The sequence below is a fragment of the Enterobacter cloacae complex sp. FDA-CDC-AR_0164 genome, assembly GCF_003071645.1.
Lineage (GTDB): Bacteria > Pseudomonadota > Gammaproteobacteria > Enterobacterales > Enterobacteriaceae > Enterobacter > Enterobacter ludwigii.
This window is the reverse complement of sequence record NZ_CP028950.1, coordinates 779,546-797,142: the sequence shown is the minus strand read 5'-3', so window position 1 is coordinate 797,142 and position 17,597 is coordinate 779,546. Positions and strand designations below refer to the sequence as shown.

Sequence of the window (17,597 nt, the reverse complement as noted above, 5' to 3'; positions counted from 1 at the left end):
TGAAGCACACATCTCATCTTCTGCTTGTATTAATCAGTTTTACACTCAGGGACGAATACACTTATACCTTGATGCGTTTTAACGTTACTCATCATATGAAAATGGACACGGAGGGTCTATGTCGTCATTGAATGGTAAACATGGCGTCGTCATTAGCAGAATACCCGTAATGCAAAACGGGTTGGGGGGCGTGATGACACGCCATTTTGCCGATTTTGATTTAACGTTTTGCCGTTCGCTGCAGGAATTAACCCTGCTGCAGTTACGGCGTGCAGACGTCATTATCGCTGATATTTCAGGTGAATACAGGAATCCCCGGGGCACGCTCGAAGAATATTACGGTTTATTAAATCAATATCGGGATATTCACTGGATTTTTTTAGTCTCCCGACCGCTTTACCCTATTGCCGTTGAGCTGCTGATGCGTCCGGAAAGCACGTTGCTTTCTGATATGGAGCCGATAGAAGGCGTAATTAACGCCATCCGTGCAGGCAGTGAACGGGCAGAGCGGATAAGCCAGACGTTATTAACGCCCGAGCCTGCCTGTAACGATGATGAAGACGACCGCGTCATTGCGCTCACCCACTCTGAACGCAAGGTATTGCGTCTGTTAGGCAAGGGCTGGGGGATTAACCAAATTGCTACTTTGCTCAAGAAAAGCAATAAAACGATCAGTGCACAGAAAAACAGTGCGATGCGACGGTTGTCATTACGGAGTAATGCCGATCTGTACGCCTGGATCAACAGTACTCAGGGATTGAGAGAGCTGAGTTTAATGTCAGCCTATGGAGAGTTCGAGGAATGGATAAAACCGGTTCAACAAGACATATTGCCGTCATCGAAAATTGCGCGATGAGTGCCGTCGGGCTGGAGCACCTGTTTGCACTGCCCACGCTCAGCCGTTATCAACTGCACATGTTCAGTGAATTTGACAGCTTTAAGAAGGCGCTTCCTCATGTCTCTTTTTTCTCGCTGATCTATTCACTTTCTGATGCGCGAGAAGAGCGTCGAAACTGCCTGGCATCCCTGCGGGATCTCGCGTTTACGCATAATCATATTCAGCGCATCATCCTGGCGGCAGATGAAATGGAAGCGCGGTTAATCAGCCATCTTTCCCCTTCACGCCTTCACGGTGTCGTCAGTAAATCGGTGTCGCTCGACCGCCTGCAGGAGGAGTTGCTGGTGTTGCTGAGTGAAACGCTGCACATCAATGACAATATGCTCAACCACTGGTACAAGAGTCAAAACAGGATGTTAAGCCCAACGGAGCGGGCGATTTTGCGGTATATGTCCTGCGGGTTTTCTATTCCTGAAATCGCCGCGCAGCTTGAGCGCAATATTAAGACCATCCGGGCGCACAAGTTTAATGCGATGGTGAAGCTTGGGGTCAATTCTGACGTGGGACTGCTTGATGCGGCAGATATTCTGACTCATCTTCCGGCCCGGGATCCTCGAACATCAGTATTAAGCCAGCCGACATTTTTATAAGCTGATATCTGTGCGCCAGACAGGCTCTGGCGCCTCATTCAGATGCAAACATCTACCCATTTTGCGGACGTCAGTTCTGCCATTCTGTCTGGTGAAATACGCACGGCACTGTGAATTGCACCCGCGGCCGGCAGCACTTCAGCATACTGTTTCAGTGAAATATCGCAATAAACCGCGAGCGGATTTTCCAGCCCAAACGGGCACACGCCGCCAACAGGATGACCCGTGATGGTCACCACTTCATCACAACTGAGCATGCGTGCTTTTGCGCCAAACGTGTCTTTCAGTTTTTTATTATCCAGACGCGCATCACCTTTCGCGACCACCAGAATGATGTCATTTTTAACCTTCAACGACAGCGTCTTGGCGATTTGTCCCGGCTCAACATGATGGGCGGCAGCAGCCAACGCAACGGTTGCGGTACTCTGGCTAAGTTCAATAACCTCTATATCCGGAGCGTTGTCGGCAAAAAACTGCTGTACAGACTGCAAACTCATTGTTTCCTCCTGACAAATATCCCGCGTAATCTGTCATAAGAATTTATGCTCTGTAAATATCTCTTCAGTAACAAATATCCCACACGGTCGATTTCTGGATCGCCTTCACATTCACGGAAACCGGTTACAGTAACCGGTTGCAGACCGTGAGTGAGAGATTAATACTGACTGTGTAACGTCCCCTGTATCCAATAATAAGAGCTAAATATGAAACCATTCCGTCTGAGCAGTACCGCTGGTAAACGCGCCGGCAAGGTTGTGAAGGTGATGTATGGACCAACGTATGGCGTGAATGCGCCCGTCATAAACGTCTGAAAGGAGATCTGCTATGTCTGCCAACCATGCTGCGTTTAATCTGATATTTCGTTTTGTAGAAAATTACGTCAGCCCGATTGCCGGGCGGATCTCCTCCCAGCGTCATGTTATGGCTATTCGTGATGGCTTTATCTCCGCGATGCCGTTCATGATTGTGGGTTCATTTTTACTCGTCTTCGCGTATCCACCGTTTTCGCCTGATACCACCTGGGGTTTCGCGCGCGCCTGGCTGGACATGGCGAAGCAATTTGAAGGTCAGATCCTCACGCCGTTTGATATGACGATGGGCGTTATGTCCCTGTATATCTGCGCGGCCATTGCCTATAACCTTGGCAAACACTATGTCAAATCGCATCAGTTAGACCCGTTTATGTGCGCCATGCTGTCACTGATGGCGTTTCTGCTGGTCGCGGCGCCGAAAACCAAAGGCACGCTTCCGGTCGACAGCCTCGGCGGGACAGGCATTTTTACCGCGATTCTGGTGGCTATCTACTGCGTTGAGATGATGCGTTTTCTCAAAGCGCATAACATTGGGATCCGTCTGCCGGACCAGGTTCCGCCGATGATCAAAAACTCCTTTGATCTGTTGATCCCGGTGCTGGTGGTGGTGTTGACGCTTTACCCGCTGAGTCTGGTGATTCAGTCTGAGTTTGGCATGCTGATCCCGCAGGCGATTATGTCTGTCTTCAAACCGCTGGTTTCCGCCGCAGACTCCCTGCCGGCAATCCTGCTGGCGGTGTTGATTGGACATTTGCTGTGGTTCGCCGGGATCCACGGCGCCGCGATTGTCTCCGGGATGTTGCAGATGTTCTGGCTGACCAACCTGGGCGCTAACCAGACCGCGCTGGCCGCCAGCCAGCCGCTGCCGCATATTTTTATGGAAGCATTCTGGACGTTCTTTATCGTCATCGGGGGGTCAGGTGCCACGATGGGGCTGGTGTTCTGCTACCTGCGCAGCCGCTCCGCTCATCTGCGTTCTATCGGCCGCCTGAGCGTGGTGCCAAGCCTCTTTAACATCAACGAACCCGTTATTTTCGGTACGCCGATTGTCATGAACCCGGTGTTCTTTATTCCGTTCCTGCTGGCTCCCATGGTTAACGCCGTGCTGGCCTGGTCGGCGATGAAGTTCGATTTGATTGGCCGCGTGATCTCCGTTGTGCCGTGGACGGCACCTGCACCGGTAGGTGCCGCATGGGCGCTGGGCTGGGATTTCCGTGCAGCCATTCTGGTGGTGGTCCTGGCGTGCGTATCGGCCATCATCTACTTCCCGTTCTTTAAAGTGTACGAGAAGCAACTGCTGGAGCAGGAAGCGGAAGAAGCGCAACGTAATGCGGAAGAGGAAAATCAGCAGGTAGCGTGAGAAACGGATGCCGGGTCAGCGTTAATGCGGCCCGGCAACACCTGTCCTTACTTGAGCGTACAATCTCCACACTGCTGAACGTCCGGCAGGCGATAACGCTGGCAGCAGGTGCGGCGAACCAGAAGCCCGTCACGAAGGACCACGGTGCGGAATAACGGGTTATCGCGGCCATCGGAAAGCTGTTTTGCAAAGAAACAGGACTGGCGCAGGGCCTCGACCTTCTCATCACCGAGCAGAGGTTTCATTTCCGTCAAATACCAGTGGATTAAATACCCGGTATTGCTCCAGATAAGCTTCCCGTTGATTTCCCCCGTCTCTTCCAGCGCATCCACCACCGGGATCAGGGCGCGAGTTATGAGCAGCTCCATACGTTCCAGAGCAGAGAGGTGCTCCGCGTTCTGGTCTTCGTGGAGATCAATCCAGAAACAGGCCGCACGGCCGGTCTCGTGGAACTCGACATGAAAATATTCCGGGGAGAGTTCCAGCATGCCCTCTTGAGTGAGCAGCGCCAGCATGAGTGGGGGCACCATCAGCCCGATATACCACTGCGCCCAGAGGGAGAGCAGGGGTTTGTTTTCCCGCGTAAGGGTCGGTTGATTGCGATAGATATGGTCGGAATAGGTTGCCAGCAACGACTGCAGTGTCGACGGCTGTCGCCACTCTTCCAGCGTCATGGCGTGGTGCGGGTGCGCTTCATCCAGCCTGATAAAGTCCAGCAGGTGGGCGCGGGTTTTAGCGATCTTATCCCTGATGGCATCCGCAAGCGAAACATTCCCGGTGGGGAGGCGGGCTCTCCAGAGAAGGGGTTCAACGATTTGTGCGGTATGAGTGGCCATAGTAGAGATACAAATCTAAATGATAATGATTGCCAATCCTAACTATTGCTCATACCGATGGCAAGACTTTTGTCCTCGTTATATGACGCCGCGCTTACGCGGTCTGAAGCTCTTCGCTCAGCAGGATGTTATTGCGCCCCATATGTTTTGCTTCGTAGAGGGCTTTGTCCGCTTTCTCCAGTGCGCCTTCGGCATCTTCATCCTCAAAAATGGCAATTCCAATGCTGATGGTGACGTTTGTCGCCACGCTTTCATTGAACATATGCGGAATTTTTAAATCGTAGACTTTCTGGCGGATCCGCTCTGCCGTCTGGCGCGCATGCTCGAGAGAAATATTGGTCAGCAGAACCATAAATTCTTCCCCGCCGAAGCGCGCCACAATATCACGTGAACGCACGGCATCACGGATGGCAGCAGAGACCCGGATCAGCGCCTGGTCGCCCATCATATGGCCGTAGTGGTCGTTGTAGGCTTTAAAGTGGTCGATATCCATCAGCAGGACAAAGTGCTCGCCGTTCTCCACTGCCGGAAGATTCTCCAGCCGGCTTTGCAGTCCGCGACGGTTATAAAGGCCGGTAAGCGGGTCCATCATGCTCAGATCGGTGAGGGTCTCACGCTCCTCCAGCAAACGGGAGAGCAGTTCCTGCGCGAAGCGATCGTTACGTCTTTGCAAAATGTTATGAATCGCAATTGCTACCACAGGAAGTGCGAAAGAATAGGTCATTCTCAGCCATATATCATGATTACTTAACCACAGGCAGACAATAAAGGTGGGGAAGGAGTGCAGCGTAAATGCTTTGATATTACTGGCGAAGGCCAGCGTACCAATAAACAGTACCGTTAATAATGCCATGATCAAATAGGTCGCCTGATCGTGGGTAATTAACGAAAATTTCGAGGCCACCTGCCACGCCCATAAAATACCGAAGATCGCTGAAACGGCAGGAATATTTACCTTGCGGGTTCTCTTTTTCCAGTGCCAGACGAGCAGCCCGATGCTGATAACAAAAATAGAAATCAGAGGGACCGATAACAGGCGAATAGAATAGAGCGGGTTTGTTACCGAGAACACAGCTGAGGTCGCGTTCAGAAATAAAAATAAACGTAACGATAATTGATATTTACTGTGGACCAAAGACCGCCAGGATTGTGATGTCATAGTAGTGCGTTTTTATTAATATTTAATTAAAACAGGTAAATAGGTGTTGTTTCGCAATGAAAGATGCAAAAAACTCAAAGAGTAATTATCAGAAAAACTTTAGGTCTAGTTAACAGGTGAGCAATTTATCACCTTAGGCATTTCCTGTCATTACAGGAAAGGTAAAGGGGGAGAGTTTTTGATTAATCGCGCTGACAAATGATAATTGATATCATATGATATTGGTTATCATTATCAGTGTGAGAGGGCGAACCATGTTGAACAGGGCGCTGGGAAGTGGTTGGGGAGTGTTACTGCCGGGGGCGATTCTTGGCGGTCTGATGTTTGCCGATCTCTCCATTGATGTTTGGAAAGCGCTCATTGTGTCAGGACTGTTAGTGACGTCAGGGATGATCTGGCATAAACAGCTGCGCCACTTTGTGTTACTGCCGTCATGCGTAGCACTGGTCAGTGGAATTCTGGTGATACTGATGAGTTTGAAATAAGCGGAAAGCGAGAAGAACGTCAGAAAGGATGTAAGATAATTGGTGCGAGGGGGGGGACTTGAACCCCCACGTCCGTAAGGACACTAACACCTGAAGCTAGCGCGTCTACCAATTCCGCCACCTTCGCACAGTCATCTTACTTTTTTGATATCGCCTCGTTGGTGCGAGGGGGGGGACTTGAACCCCCACGTCCGTAAGAACACTAACACCTGAAGCTAGCGCGTCTACCAATTCCGCCACCTTCGCCCAGTGCGAGCAATATCAACGTGATTTATGGTGCGAGGGGGGGGACTTGAACCCCCACGTCCGTAAGGACACTAACACCTGAAGCTAGCGCGTCTACCAATTCCGCCACCTTCGCATACCATCGACACTGTAAAAGTATCGTAACCACGGAGGCGCATTCTAGATGTTTTCAGCTTTACGTCAACAGAAAAATGCGCACGCTGTTTTGATTGCTGCAAAAATGGCCGATGGTAGCGCCCGGTTTTGCCGGATAGCGGTTACGCGTATCCGGCCTGCCAGATAAGGAGGATTACTTCTTAGCCTGACGCGTCATCACGGTGCGGTAAACCTTAAAGCGACCCGTCTGGGCGATGACTTCATGGAAGCCAAAGGTTTCATCCAGCACTTTCGGGTACGGCAAGAAGGCGTTAGCCACGATACGCAGTTCACCCCCGCTGTTCAGATGACGTACTGCACCACGGATCAGCGTTTGCGCCGCTTCAAGGCTGGTTTCCATACCATCGTGGAATGGCGGGTTGGAGATGATCATGTCGAAACGGCCATTCACATCAGAGAAGACGTTGCTGGCAAACACGTCGCCTTCCAGGCCGTTTGCAGCAAGCGTTGCGCGGCTTGCTTCAACCGCCGGGGCGCTCACATCGCACAGGGTTAAGCGCACTTTTGGCGAATGGCTCGCCAGTACGGTCGCCAGTACACCCGCGCCACAGCCGACGTCCAGCACTTTGCCTTTCGTATGCGGCGTCAGGGTGGAGAGCAGCAGCTGGCTGCCCACGTCCAGACCGTCGCGGCTGAAGACGCCTGGCAGAGTTTTAATGGTCAGACCGTCAAGCTGATACTCATCCCAGAATTTCTCAGCATCAAAGGTCGCCTGTTTTTCCAGACGGCCGTGATACAGGCCACAGCGACGGGCGCTGTCGATTTTATTCAGCTGCGCATAGCCTTCCAGCATCTGTTCTGCGCTACGAACGCCGCTGCGGTTCTCACCGACCACGAAAATATCGCAGCCAACGGGCAGCAGAGAAAGCAGGTTCATCAGCTGGAACTGGGCTTCTGGCTTGTTCTTCGGCCAGTAGTAGATGAGCGTGTCGCAGTCGGCGATGTCGCTCTGTTCAGCGACCAGGCTAAAGCGCGCGCGGTCGTCCATCTGGCGGCTCAGTACCTGCCAGTGGTGGTAGTATTGGGTGTGGGCACGGCTTTCAGCACAGTCGAAACGTGCGGGCAGGTCATCCTGCATATCTCCGGCAAACAGAATACGGCTTTCTTCGAAATCATCACTGTGACGCAGCAAGACTTCACTTGCCGGGGTAAATGCAGACATGAATTGTTCCTCAATTAACTCAGGCGGGGATTATAGTAGGTAGATGGCGCAGTTTCGACACATTTGCTATATTTGCGCGCCTGAGAGACAGGAGTTTTCCCTATGACATCCCGACGAGACTGGCAGTTGCAGCAACTGGGCATCACCCAGTGGGCCTTGCGTCGCCCGACGGCGTTGCAGGGCGAAATCGCCATCTCCATCCCTGCGCACGTCCGGCTGGTGATGGTGGCGGAGGAACTGCCTGCCCTGAATGAACCCCTTATTGGTGATGTCCTTCGTAGCCTGAAGCTGACCACTGAACAGGTTTTACAGCTTACGCCAGACAGGGTCACCATGCTGCCATCCGACAGCCGCTGCAACAGCTGGCGTATGGGAGACATCGATGAGGTCTCCCTGGAAGGGAGCCAGATCTGCTCGCCAGCGCTGGACGAACTGAAAGCCAACCCAAAAGCGCGCAGCGCGCTATGGCAACAAATCTGCGAATATGAACACGATTTCTTCCCTCACGACGCCTGACCTGACCGCGGCGTACGCGATTGAAACGCGCGCCCATGCTTTTCCATGGAGCGAAAAAACCCTCGCCAGCAATCAGGGCGAGCGGTATCTGAATTACCGTCTGGACGTCGACGGCACGATGGCCGCTTTTGCCATCACGCAGGTCGTTCTGGACGAAGCGACGCTGTTTAATATCGCGGTTGATCCCGCGTATCAGCGCCGGGGGCTGGGAAGAGAACTGCTTGAGCATCTCATTCGCGAGCTCGAAACCCGTGACGTTTTCACCCTGTGGCTGGAGGTGCGCGCGTCGAATGTCGCCGCCATCGCACTCTATGAAAGCTTAGGCTTTAACGAGGCGACTATCCGCCGTAACTACTACCCCACCGCAGAGGGACGTGAAGACGCCATCATAATGGCTCTGCCGCTTGGATAACTAAAATAAGGTTGTAACGATGAAATGGGACTGGATTTTCTTTGATGCCGACGAAACGCTGTTTACGTTTGACTCGTTTGGCGGCCTACAGCGGATGTTTCTCGATTATAGCGTTACCTTCACCGCTGAAGACTTTCAGGACTATCAGGCGGTAAACAAACCGCTGTGGGTGGATTACCAGAACGGTGCCATCACCGCGTTACAGCTGCAGCACCAGCGCTTTGATGTCTGGGCCGAGCGGTTAAACGTCAGCCCGGGTGCGCTTAACGATGCCTTTCTTAATGCCATGGCGGATATCTGCGCGCCGTTGCCGGGCGCGGTTTCCCTGCTGGACGCCCTGAAGGGCAAGGCGAAGCTGGGCATTATTACCAACGGGTTTACCGCCCTGCAGCAGATCCGCCTTGAGCGTACGGGCCTGCGCGATCATTTTGACGCGCTGGTGATCTCTGAAGAGGTGGGCGTACCTAAGCCGGATCCGCGTATTTTTGATTATGCGCTGGAACAAGCGGGCAATCCCGATCGTGAACGAGTGCTGATGGTCGGGGACACCGCGGAGTCGGATATTCGTGGCGGGATGAACGCCGGCCTGTCGACCGTCTGGCTGAATGCACACGGTCGCACGTTGCCGGAAGGTATCCAGCCGACCTGGACCGTCACGTCATTGAACGAACTGGAGCAGCTCCTGTGTAAACAATGATTGCCTGCCCCCCATTGATGGGTAAAATAGCCGCATTTTTCGTATCCCATGATGCGCGGCCTGACGCCGCGCTTATATAGAAGATTTCATTATGACGTTGTCTCCTTATCTGCAAGAGGTGGCCAGGCGCCGTACTTTTGCCATTATCTCTCACCCGGATGCCGGTAAAACGACCATCACCGAGAAGGTGTTGCTGTTCGGACAGGCGATTCAGACTGCGGGTACCGTAAAAGGCCGTGGTTCCAACCAGCATGCAAAATCTGACTGGATGGAGATGGAAAAGCAGCGTGGTATTTCCATTACCACCTCCGTGATGCAGTTCCCGTATCATGATTGCCTGGTCAACCTGCTGGATACCCCAGGGCACGAAGACTTCTCGGAAGATACCTACCGTACGCTGACGGCGGTGGACTGCTGTCTGATGGTCATCGACGCCGCGAAAGGGGTAGAAGATCGTACCCGTAAGCTGATGGAAGTTACCCGTCTGCGCGATACGCCGATCCTCACCTTTATGAACAAACTCGACCGTGACATCCGCGACCCGATGGAGCTGATGGATGAAGTGGAAAACGAGCTGAAAATTGCCTGTGCGCCTATCACCTGGCCCATTGGCTGCGGCAAGCTGTTCAAGGGTGTCTATCACCTTTATAAAGACGAAACCTATCTTTACCAGACCGGCAAAGGCCATACCATTCAGGAAGTCCGTATCGTAAAAGGTCTGGATAACCCGGAGCTGGATGCAGCTGTGGGTGAAGAGCTGGCCGCGCAGCTGCGTGACGAGCTGGAGCTGGTTCAAGGTGCATCTCACGAATTCGACAGAGAGCTGTTCCTGAGCGGTGAAATCACCCCGGTCTTCTTTGGTACCGCGCTGGGTAACTTCGGCGTTGACCATATGCTTGATGGCCTGGTGGAGTGGGCGCCACAACCGATGTCACGTAAAACTGACACCCGTGAAGTGGAAGCGAAAGAAGAGAAGTTCACCGGTTTCGTCTTTAAAATTCAGGCCAACATGGACCCGAAACACCGTGACCGCGTCGCCTTTATGCGCGTGGTGTCCGGTAAGTATGAAAAGGGCATGAAGCTGCGTCAGGTACGTATCGGTAAAGATGTGGTGATCTCCGACGCGCTGACCTTTATGGCGGGCGACCGTTCGCACGTTGAAGAAGCCTATCCGGGCGACATCATCGGTCTGCACAACCACGGTACGATTCAGATCGGCGATACCTTCACCCAGGGTGAAATGATGAAGTTCACCGGTATTCCGAACTTCGCACCGGAACTGTTCCGTCGTATTCGCCTGCGCGATCCGCTGAAACAGAAACAGCTGCTGAAAGGGCTGGTTCAGCTTTCCGAAGAGGGCGCAGTCCAGGTGTTCCGCCCAATCGCTAACAACGATCTGATCGTAGGCGCTGTCGGTGTGCTGCAGTTCGACGTGGTCGTTGCGCGTCTGAAGAGCGAGTACAACGTGGAAGCGATCTATGAATCGGTTAACGTGGCGACCGCGCGCTGGGTAGAGTGTTCTGACGTGAAGAAATTCGAAGAATTTAAACGTAAGAACGAAGTGCAGCTGGCACTGGATGGCGGTGATAACCTGACGTATATCGCTCCAACCATGGTAAACCTGAACCTGACTCAGGAACGTTATCCTGATGTCCAGTTCCGCAAAACGCGCGAACACTGATCCCCTCTCAGAGCACGGCAATCGCCGTGCTCTTCTTTATTTCCTGTCTTATTAATCTCTTGCGGAATGTTCTTAATTCAACATTATTTCGCGTCTTTTGCTCGTTTTTTACCCAAATCTGAAAGCGGCACTGTGAGAGTGATCTATATTTAACTCAGTGTTTAACACCGGGCGTGGATGAATTAACTGTTCAATGCATGACTTTGGGTTCTCCATTTTGCCCGTGTGTTCATTCGCAATATATAAAACTAGCAATTAGGGAAGTATGTCGCCCGAATGACGGGTATACACAGGAATACATCGATGAATATGACAAGACTGAAGATTTCTAAAACTCTGCTGGCTGTGACACTGGGTAGCATCCTGGTAAGTGGTTCTGCTCTGGCTGAAACCAGCACTATGGATAAAGCGCAGTCCACCGCCGATACCGCAGGGCAAAAAATCGATAGCTCTATGAATAAAGTCGGTAATTTCATGGATGACAGCTCAATCACAGCAAAAGTGAAAGCCGCACTGGTGGATGATGAAGCTATCAAGAGCACCGATATTTCCGTTAAAACTGACAAGAAAGTTGTCACCCTGAGTGGTTTTGTAGAAAGCCAGGCCCAGGCCGAACAGGCGGTAAAAGTGGCGAAGGGTGTTGAAGGTGTAGCGTCCGTGAGCGACAAACTGCACGTTCGGGACAGCAAAAACGCGTCGGTGAAAGGGTATGCCGGAGATGCAGCCACCACCAGCGAAATCAAAGCTAAACTTTTAGCAGATGACATCGTGCCATCTCGTAAAGTGAAAGTGGAAACCACCGATGGCGTGGTTCAGCTTTCCGGTACGGTCGATTCTCAGGCGCAAAGTGAGCGCGCCGAGTCCATCGCGAAAGCGATCGATGGTGTTAAAAGCGTTAAAAACGATCTGAAAACGAAGTAAATCTGCACTATTCGCCCGTCTGGCTAACGTCAGCGGGCGAAATAAAAATGACTCTGGAAAATCGCCGGTGAGTGACCTGAGCGCGCTCACATTTAGCGGCCGACATTAACTATGGTAAAGGAGAAGCTTATGTTTCGTTGGGGCATTATATTTCTGGTTATCGCGTTAATTGCCGCCGCATTGGGCTTTGGTGGTCTGGCAGGTACAGCGGCATGGGCAGCAAAAATTGTCTTTGTCGTGGGTATTATTCTGTTCCTGGTCAGCCTGTTTACGGGTCGTCGACGTCCGTAGCAAACGCAATATTCCTTCAACAAAAAAAAGCCAGTCCTCGTGACTGGCTTTTTCTTGTTTCAGTCGCTGGTCGGGTGCGCTACTGTGTCATAACAGAAAAATGAAAACAGGAAAGCAGAGGTGGGGCAACGAATTCCCGTTACGCTCGGCAATATTGCGCCGCTGGCGTTAAAGCCGTTTCGCGCAGGCCCGCTTGCGCTGGTGTGTGAAGGTGGCGGACAGCGCGGCATTTTTACGGCCGGTGTGCTGGACGAGTTTATGCGCGCGCAATTCAACCCGTTTGACCTGTACTTCGGGACCTCTGCCGGGGCGCAAAACCTCTCTGCTTATGTCTGTAACCAGCCCGGCTACGCGCGAAAAGTGATCATGCGCTACACCACGGCGAAAGAATTTTTCAACCCGGTGCGCTTTGTGCGCGGCGGGAATTTGATTGACCTCGACTGGCTGCTGGATTCGACCTCAAGCCAGATGCCGCTGGCAATGGATACGGCGGCGCGCCTGTTCGACAGCGGAAAAGAGTTCTGGATGTGCGCCAGCCGTGGTGATGACTACACGCCGGGGTATTTCTCTCCTCAAAAAGAGAACTGGCTGGATATCATTCGCGCCTCCAGCGCCATTCCCGGTTTCTATCGTTCCGGCGCGCTGCTGGACGGCATCAGCTATCTCGACGGCGGCATCAGTGACGCGGTGCCGGTACAGGAAGCTGCGCGACGCGGGGCAAACACCATTGTGGTGATCCGCACCGTCCCGTCGCAAATGTACTATACCCCGCAGTGGTTTAAACGCATGGAGCGCTGGTTAGGCGACAGCAGCCTGCAACATCTGGTCAATATCGCGAAGCAGCATGAAACGACCTACGGCGCCATGCAGCGCTTTATTGAAAAACCGCCGGGTAAGCTGCGTATATTTGAAATTTACCCGCCCAAACCGCTGGTCAGCATGGCGCTGGGCAGCCGCGTTCCTGCGCTGCGTACCGATTACAAAACGGGGCGCCTGTGCGGGCGTTACTTCCTGGCGACAATAGGCAAACTGCTGGCTGAACAACCGCCTATACATCGTCATAAAGCCATTATTACCCCACCGGCAGTGGTGGCGAATGATGCGCTGGCGATGCCACTGGTGGATGCTCCGCAGGCGAATGACGCATTGTTAGATAATGAGGATCTGGCGTGACGTACCGGTTTATCGATACCCACTGTCATTTTGATTTTCCACCGTTTACGGGGGATGAAGAGCAAAGCATCACGCGAGCTGCACAAGCCGGCGTAGAGGCGATAATTGTGCCGGCGGTTGAAGCGGCATACTTTGAGCGGGTACTGGATCTCTCAAGGCGACACCAGGCGCTGTACGCCGCGCTCGGCCTGCATCCCATTGTGATTGAACACCATCTTGATGAGCATATCGACGCGCTGGACGCCATTGTGCAGACGGCTGGCGACAAACTTGTCGCCATCGGTGAGATCGGCCTCGATCTCTATCGCGACGATCCGCAGTTTGCGCGCCAGCAGACGATCCTTGATGCGCAGCTGCGTCTGGCGAAGCGCCACGATCTGCCGGTGATCCTTCACTCCCGTCGAACCCATGACAAACTGGCAATGCATCTGAAGCGTATCGATCTTCCGCGAAGGGGCGTTGTGCACGGTTTTTCAGGGAGCCTGCAGCAGGCGCAGCGCTTTATTGCGCTGGGCTATAAAATTGGCGTCGGGGGTACCATCACCTATCCACGCGCCAGTAAAACCCGCGATGTGATGGCGCAGCTGCCGCTCGAAGCATTATTACTGGAAACCGACGCACCGGATATGCCGCTCAACGGTTTTCAGGGGCAGCCAAATCGCCCGGAGCAGGCCGCTCGGGTCTTTGACACGCTCTGTGAGTTGCGCGAGGAGCCGGAAGAGGTGATTGCGCATGCCCTGCTGGAGAATACCCGCGCGGTATTTGGTATCACGCTATAGATAAAGCGCCGGTCGGATTACCACAATCTGCTGTTGTTCCAGCGCCCGCGCCAGCGGCTCAATATCTTCTGGCGTGGCGCTGCGCCAGGACGCCGCCTCACCGTAAACGCCGTGAGCATGAAAGGCGTTAATGCGTACCGGGACATTTCCCAACGCGTGGATAAACGCCGTCAGTGCTTTGAGATGCTCCAGATAATCACACTGCTCCGGGATCACCAGTAATCGCAGTTCCGCCAGCCGCTGGTGGTGTGCCAGCCAGCGGATACTGTGCTTAATCTGCGGATTTTCGCGTCCGGTCAGGAAGCGATGGTGTTCGTTCCCCCAGGCCTTCAAATCCACCATTGCCCCGTCGAATACCGGCAGCAGTTTTTGCCAGCCGGTTTCCCCTAACAGACCGTTGCTGTCCACCAGGCACGTCAGGTGTTGCAGGGCGGGATCGGCTTTGATCGCCGTGAAGAGCGCCACCAGGAACGGTAGCTGCGTTGTCGCTTCACCGCCGCTCACGGTAATACCTTCAATAAAGGGTGCGGATTTAGAGAGCTGAGTGAGGATCTCGTCGACGCTAAAACGGTGCGCCATTGGCGTTGCCTGCTGCTGGCACAACTGCAGGCAGGTATCACACTGCTGACACTGACTCTCCTGCCACCAGACCCGCCCGGCCTGTATGTTCAGCGCATCGTGCGGACAGTGGGGTACGCAGTCGCCGCAGTCGTTGCAGCGTCCGATGGTCCACGGATTGTGGCAGGTTTTGCAGCGCAGGTTGCACCCCTGGAGAAACAGAGCCAGGCGGCTGCCCGGCCCGTCCACGCAGGAGAAGGGGATCACCTGACTAACTAAAGCGCATCTGCTGTTCATGGCTTATCACGCGTGGCTGGCGCTCCAGGATGCGGGTGTGTCGGGCGGCTTCTTCTCCAAGCCAGGTGGTGTTAGTGCGTGACCCTGTTTCACGGTATTTCTCCAGGTCGGACAACCGCACCATATATCCGGTCACGCGTACCAGATCGTTACCGGCCACGTTGGCGGTGAACTCCCGCATTCCCGCGTTGAACGCACCCAGACACAGTTGCACCACGGCCTGCGGGTTGCGTTTGACCGTCTCGTCCAGCGTCAGGATGTCGCTAATCCCGGCGTGATAGTGCTTGTGGTGTGGCGCCACGCTCAGCAGGTGGCTAATCGGGTCCGGCTCCTCCCCGTAAGGCAACCGCGCGCCCGGCGTCGTACCGATATCAGAGCTTATTCCGGACTGGGCATGCAGCATCGCACGCTGTTTCCAGCCGTATTTTACCGGTGTGCTTTCAACAAACGCCGCGAGCTGTTCGCTGATCCGATACCCCAGCGCGTTGGCCTGGTCGTCTTTACCGTAACGGCCCGGTGAACCCGCTTTCTCACACAGCACGTTCACCGCTTCGGCCAGGCCATACATGCCGAACATCGGCACAAAGCGGTCGGGATCAATCAGCCCCTCTTTGACGAGGAAGCTATTCTCAAAGAAGCCGGATTTTTGATACAGGAACTCGCAGCGGGCATTGATGACGGCCAGTTGCTGCTGGCAGTAGTGGGGCAACGTACGGCTAAAAAAGTCTTCGGGCGAGTCGCTGTGTTCGGCAATGGCCTTCAGGTTCAGGCGCACCAGCGTGCTGCCACCGCCTGCCAGCGGCAGGGAGTTGTAACAACTCACGATACCATAACGGCTTTTTGTGAAAATTTTATCATTCACCGGGCCGTTAGAAATATGGGGTTTGCTGCATTCACAGAGGTTTTCGGCCACCCTGAGCAGCAGCGAGTCTGGCGTGATATCGGGATCATAAATAAAGGTCAGATTCGGTGCGACCTGCTTCAGCTCTGCATCAGCGCGTAAAATCGCGCGGGTAACGGGCGTGTCCGCCGGACCAATATTGGCATGCATAAACGCATCCGGAAGCGTTCTGTCGAGATAGCGCCAGAAACGTTTTATTCGGCTATCGATTTCTTCTTGTGTTAGAATATTAACATACGGTTGCAGTAATGCATCAAGATGACCGAGGAAGACCGGCATCGATGTGACAGAAGGAACATGGTGGTACAGGATGGTCAGCAGTGAGAGCGCGTCATCCAGATCCTTTGCCCCTTCCAGTTCCAGCCATGCCGAGCCGTTGGCGAGGAATCTGGCGTAATCAGGCAGAACATAGCGCGGTTTATAAGGCGCATGGCCTTCGAACATGTCGCAGATAAATCCCTCTTCCAGCGCGGTGCGAGCGGCCTGAGGCAGCGCGGGGTAGGGAAGATGGTTCTCCGCTTCCAGCGCCAGAAAATGACGTTTTTGCTCGGGGGTCAATACCGGGCTTGTCACAATTTGCTGGCAACGTTGTTGCAGTGCGTGAGGGCTGGCGTGGGACATATTCGCTTCCTTTATGGTTCTGCGGATGATGACCGAATTGTAGGAAGTCATCCCGGGGGGACTTTTGATCCCACACCGGGTATCGCTGCTTTAATCAGCAGCGATAGCAGTAAAATTTGAAGTTCATCTCATTACAGTAATGCAAATTTGTACGCAGTTTTCATTAACTGTGATGAATGTCGAAGTGTAAGTGCGGCTGGATGTTAGAATAGTCACAGACCGCAAGGTGAAATTTATACGGCGATGCCGTTGGAGAATGTTATGACCGATTTAACTGCAAGCAGCCTGCGCGCGTTGAAACTGATGGACCTGACCACCCTGAATGATGACGACACCAATGAGAAAGTCATCGCCCTGTGCCATCAGGCGAAAACGCCCGTCGGGAACACTGCAGCCGTCTGTATCTACCCGCGCTTTATCCCCATTGCCCGTAAGACGCTGAAAGAGCAGGGCACGCCGGATGTACGCATTGCAACCGTGACTAACTTCCCGCACGGCAATGACGACATCGAGATTGCGCTGGCTGAAACCCGCGCGGCCATCGCGTACGGCGCTGACGAAGTGGACGTGGTATTCCCGTACCGTGCGCTGATCGCCGGTAACGAGCAGGTTGGTTTTGACCTGGTGAAAGCGTGTAAAGACGCTTGTGCTGCGGCAAACGTGCTGCTGAAAGTGATCATCGAAACCGGTGAGCTGAAAGAAGAAGCGCTGATCCGTAAAGCGTCTGAAATCTCCATCAACGCGGGTGCAGATTTCATCAAAACCTCTACCGGTAAAGTGCCGGTGAACGCAACGCCGGAAAGCGCGCGCATCATGATGGAAGTGATCCGTGATATGGGCGTGGAAAAAACCGTAGGCTTCAAACCTGCGGGCGGCGTGCGCACGGCTGAAGATGCGCAGCAGTTCCTGGCGATTGCCGACGAACTGTTTGGTCCGGCGTGGGCGGATTCCCGTCACTATCGCTTTGGTGCATCCAGCCTGCTGGCGAGCCTGCTGAAAGCGCTGGGTCACGGCGACGGTAAGAGCGCAAGCAGCTACTAATTTTT

General features: G+C 53.6%; 19 protein-coding genes and 3 tRNA genes. 13 read left to right on the top strand and 9 right to left on the bottom strand.

Annotation, left to right across the window (positions count from 1 at the left end; all coding sequences use genetic code 11):
* Nucleotides 1-118: 118 nt before the first annotated feature.
* The gene (locus tag AM410_RS03880) at nucleotides 119-856 is read left to right on the top strand and encodes a helix-turn-helix transcriptional regulator (protein ID WP_014168509.1); all 738 of its coding nucleotides are present in this window, start codon (nucleotides 119-121) and stop codon (nucleotides 854-856) included.
* Nucleotides 853-1,488 (top strand): DNA-binding transcriptional activator BglJ, encoded by a 636-nt coding sequence (gene bglJ, locus AM410_RS03875; RefSeq protein WP_108647507.1) that lies wholly within the window; start codon nucleotides 853-855, stop codon nucleotides 1,486-1,488. Before AM410_RS03880 ends, bglJ begins: the two co-directional genes overlap by 4 nt.
* A gap of 38 nt (nucleotides 1,489-1,526) precedes the next feature.
* Here bglJ and AM410_RS03870 read toward each other — a convergent pair whose 3' ends face one another.
* Nucleotides 1,527-1,985: a YbaK/EbsC family protein gene (locus AM410_RS03870; RefSeq protein WP_108647505.1), complete on the bottom strand. Its 459-nt coding sequence runs from the start codon at nucleotides 1,983-1,985 to the stop codon at nucleotides 1,527-1,529.
* A 328-nt stretch (nucleotides 1,986-2,313) separates the two neighbouring features.
* Between AM410_RS03870 and AM410_RS03865 the strand changes: the two genes are divergently transcribed.
* Nucleotides 2,314-3,660: a PTS sugar transporter subunit IIC gene (locus AM410_RS03865; protein WP_025205610.1), complete on the top strand. Its 1,347-nt coding sequence runs from the start codon at nucleotides 2,314-2,316 to the stop codon at nucleotides 3,658-3,660.
* Between the two features lie 47 nt (nucleotides 3,661-3,707).
* Here AM410_RS03865 and fhuF read toward each other — a convergent pair whose 3' ends face one another.
* Nucleotides 3,708-4,496, bottom strand: a complete 789-nt coding sequence (gene fhuF, locus AM410_RS03860) for a siderophore-iron reductase FhuF (protein ID WP_108647503.1) — start codon at nucleotides 4,494-4,496, stop codon at nucleotides 3,708-3,710.
* A gap of 94 nt (nucleotides 4,497-4,590) precedes the next feature.
* Nucleotides 4,591-5,655: a GGDEF domain-containing protein gene (locus tag AM410_RS03855; protein WP_020885291.1), complete on the bottom strand. Its 1,065-nt coding sequence runs from the start codon at nucleotides 5,653-5,655 to the stop codon at nucleotides 4,591-4,593.
* Nucleotides 5,656-5,870: 215 nt separating this feature from the next.
* On the opposite strand from AM410_RS03855, the gene AM410_RS03850 reads away from it, so the two are divergent.
* On the top strand, nucleotides 5,871-6,140 hold the full coding sequence (locus tag AM410_RS03850; protein WP_062777987.1) for a DUF1435 domain-containing protein: 270 nt from the start codon (nucleotides 5,871-5,873) through the stop codon (nucleotides 6,138-6,140).
* Nucleotides 6,141-6,180: 40 nt separating this feature from the next.
* Here AM410_RS03850 and AM410_RS03845 read toward each other — a convergent pair.
* From AM410_RS03845 to rsmC, 4 genes are all read right to left on the bottom strand, one after another.
* Nucleotides 6,181-6,267 (bottom strand) — tRNA-Leu (locus AM410_RS03845).
* A 32-nt stretch (nucleotides 6,268-6,299) separates the two neighbouring features.
* Nucleotides 6,300-6,386: transfer RNA gene (locus AM410_RS03840), tRNA-Leu, on the bottom strand.
* A gap of 28 nt (nucleotides 6,387-6,414) precedes the next feature.
* Nucleotides 6,415-6,501, bottom strand: a tRNA-Leu gene (locus tag AM410_RS03835).
* A gap of 174 nt (nucleotides 6,502-6,675) precedes the next feature.
* Complete coding sequence (gene rsmC / locus AM410_RS03830; protein ID WP_014168516.1) at nucleotides 6,676-7,704, bottom strand: 16S rRNA (guanine(1207)-N(2))-methyltransferase RsmC; 1,029 nt, start codon at nucleotides 7,702-7,704, stop codon at nucleotides 6,676-6,678.
* Between the two features lie 102 nt (nucleotides 7,705-7,806).
* Here rsmC and AM410_RS03825 point away from each other — a divergent pair, with 102 nt between their 5' ends.
* From AM410_RS03825 to AM410_RS03790, 8 genes are all read left to right on the top strand, one after another.
* A complete protein-coding gene (locus tag AM410_RS03825; protein WP_014168517.1) occupies nucleotides 7,807-8,220 on the top strand; it encodes a DNA polymerase III subunit psi in 414 nt (137 codons plus the stop codon).
* Entirely contained in the window at nucleotides 8,189-8,632 is a 444-nt protein-coding gene (rimI, locus tag AM410_RS03820) for a ribosomal protein S18-alanine N-acetyltransferase (protein ID WP_020885288.1), read from the top strand. The genes AM410_RS03825 and rimI overlap by 32 nt, the downstream gene beginning before the upstream one ends.
* A 19-nt stretch (nucleotides 8,633-8,651) precedes the next feature.
* Complete coding sequence (yjjG, locus tag AM410_RS03815; protein WP_014168519.1) at nucleotides 8,652-9,329, top strand: pyrimidine 5'-nucleotidase; 678 nt, start codon at nucleotides 8,652-8,654, stop codon at nucleotides 9,327-9,329.
* 91 nt (nucleotides 9,330-9,420) lie between these two features.
* Complete coding sequence (gene prfC / locus AM410_RS03810; protein ID WP_014168520.1) at nucleotides 9,421-11,010, top strand: peptide chain release factor 3; 1,590 nt, start codon at nucleotides 9,421-9,423, stop codon at nucleotides 11,008-11,010.
* Between the two features lie 303 nt (nucleotides 11,011-11,313).
* Entirely contained in the window at nucleotides 11,314-11,931 is a 618-nt protein-coding gene (gene osmY / locus AM410_RS03805) for a molecular chaperone OsmY (RefSeq protein WP_020885287.1), read from the top strand.
* A 129-nt stretch (nucleotides 11,932-12,060) separates the two neighbouring features.
* The gene (locus AM410_RS03800) at nucleotides 12,061-12,222 is read left to right on the top strand and encodes a DUF1328 domain-containing protein (RefSeq protein ID WP_003856556.1); all 162 of its coding nucleotides are present in this window, start codon (nucleotides 12,061-12,063) and stop codon (nucleotides 12,220-12,222) included.
* Nucleotides 12,223-12,342: 120 nt separating this feature from the next.
* Entirely contained in the window at nucleotides 12,343-13,395 is a 1,053-nt protein-coding gene (locus tag AM410_RS03795; protein ID WP_020885286.1) for a patatin-like phospholipase family protein, read from the top strand.
* Nucleotides 13,392-14,174, top strand: coding sequence for a TatD family hydrolase (locus AM410_RS03790; RefSeq protein ID WP_047356946.1), 783 nt, complete (start codon nucleotides 13,392-13,394; stop codon nucleotides 14,172-14,174). Before AM410_RS03795 ends, AM410_RS03790 begins: the two co-directional genes overlap by 4 nt.
* Here AM410_RS03790 and AM410_RS03785 read toward each other — a convergent pair.
* Nucleotides 14,169-15,029 carry a YjjW family glycine radical enzyme activase gene (locus tag AM410_RS03785; protein ID WP_020885284.1) on the bottom strand — a complete coding sequence of 287 codons (861 nt, stop codon included), beginning with the start codon at nucleotides 15,027-15,029 and terminating at the stop codon, nucleotides 14,169-14,171. The two genes, AM410_RS03790 and AM410_RS03785, sit on opposite strands and share 6 nt — an antisense overlap.
* Nucleotides 15,004-16,551 carry a YjjI family glycine radical enzyme gene (locus tag AM410_RS03780; protein WP_040018574.1) on the bottom strand — a complete coding sequence of 516 codons (1,548 nt, stop codon included), beginning with the start codon at nucleotides 16,549-16,551 and terminating at the stop codon, nucleotides 15,004-15,006. Before AM410_RS03780 ends, AM410_RS03785 begins: the two co-directional genes overlap by 26 nt.
* Nucleotides 16,552-16,812: 261 nt before the next feature.
* Here AM410_RS03780 and deoC point away from each other — a divergent pair, with 261 nt between their 5' ends.
* Complete coding sequence (gene deoC, locus AM410_RS03775; RefSeq protein WP_020885282.1) at nucleotides 16,813-17,592, top strand: deoxyribose-phosphate aldolase; 780 nt, start codon at nucleotides 16,813-16,815, stop codon at nucleotides 17,590-17,592.
* Nucleotides 17,593-17,597: the final 5 nt, after the last annotated feature.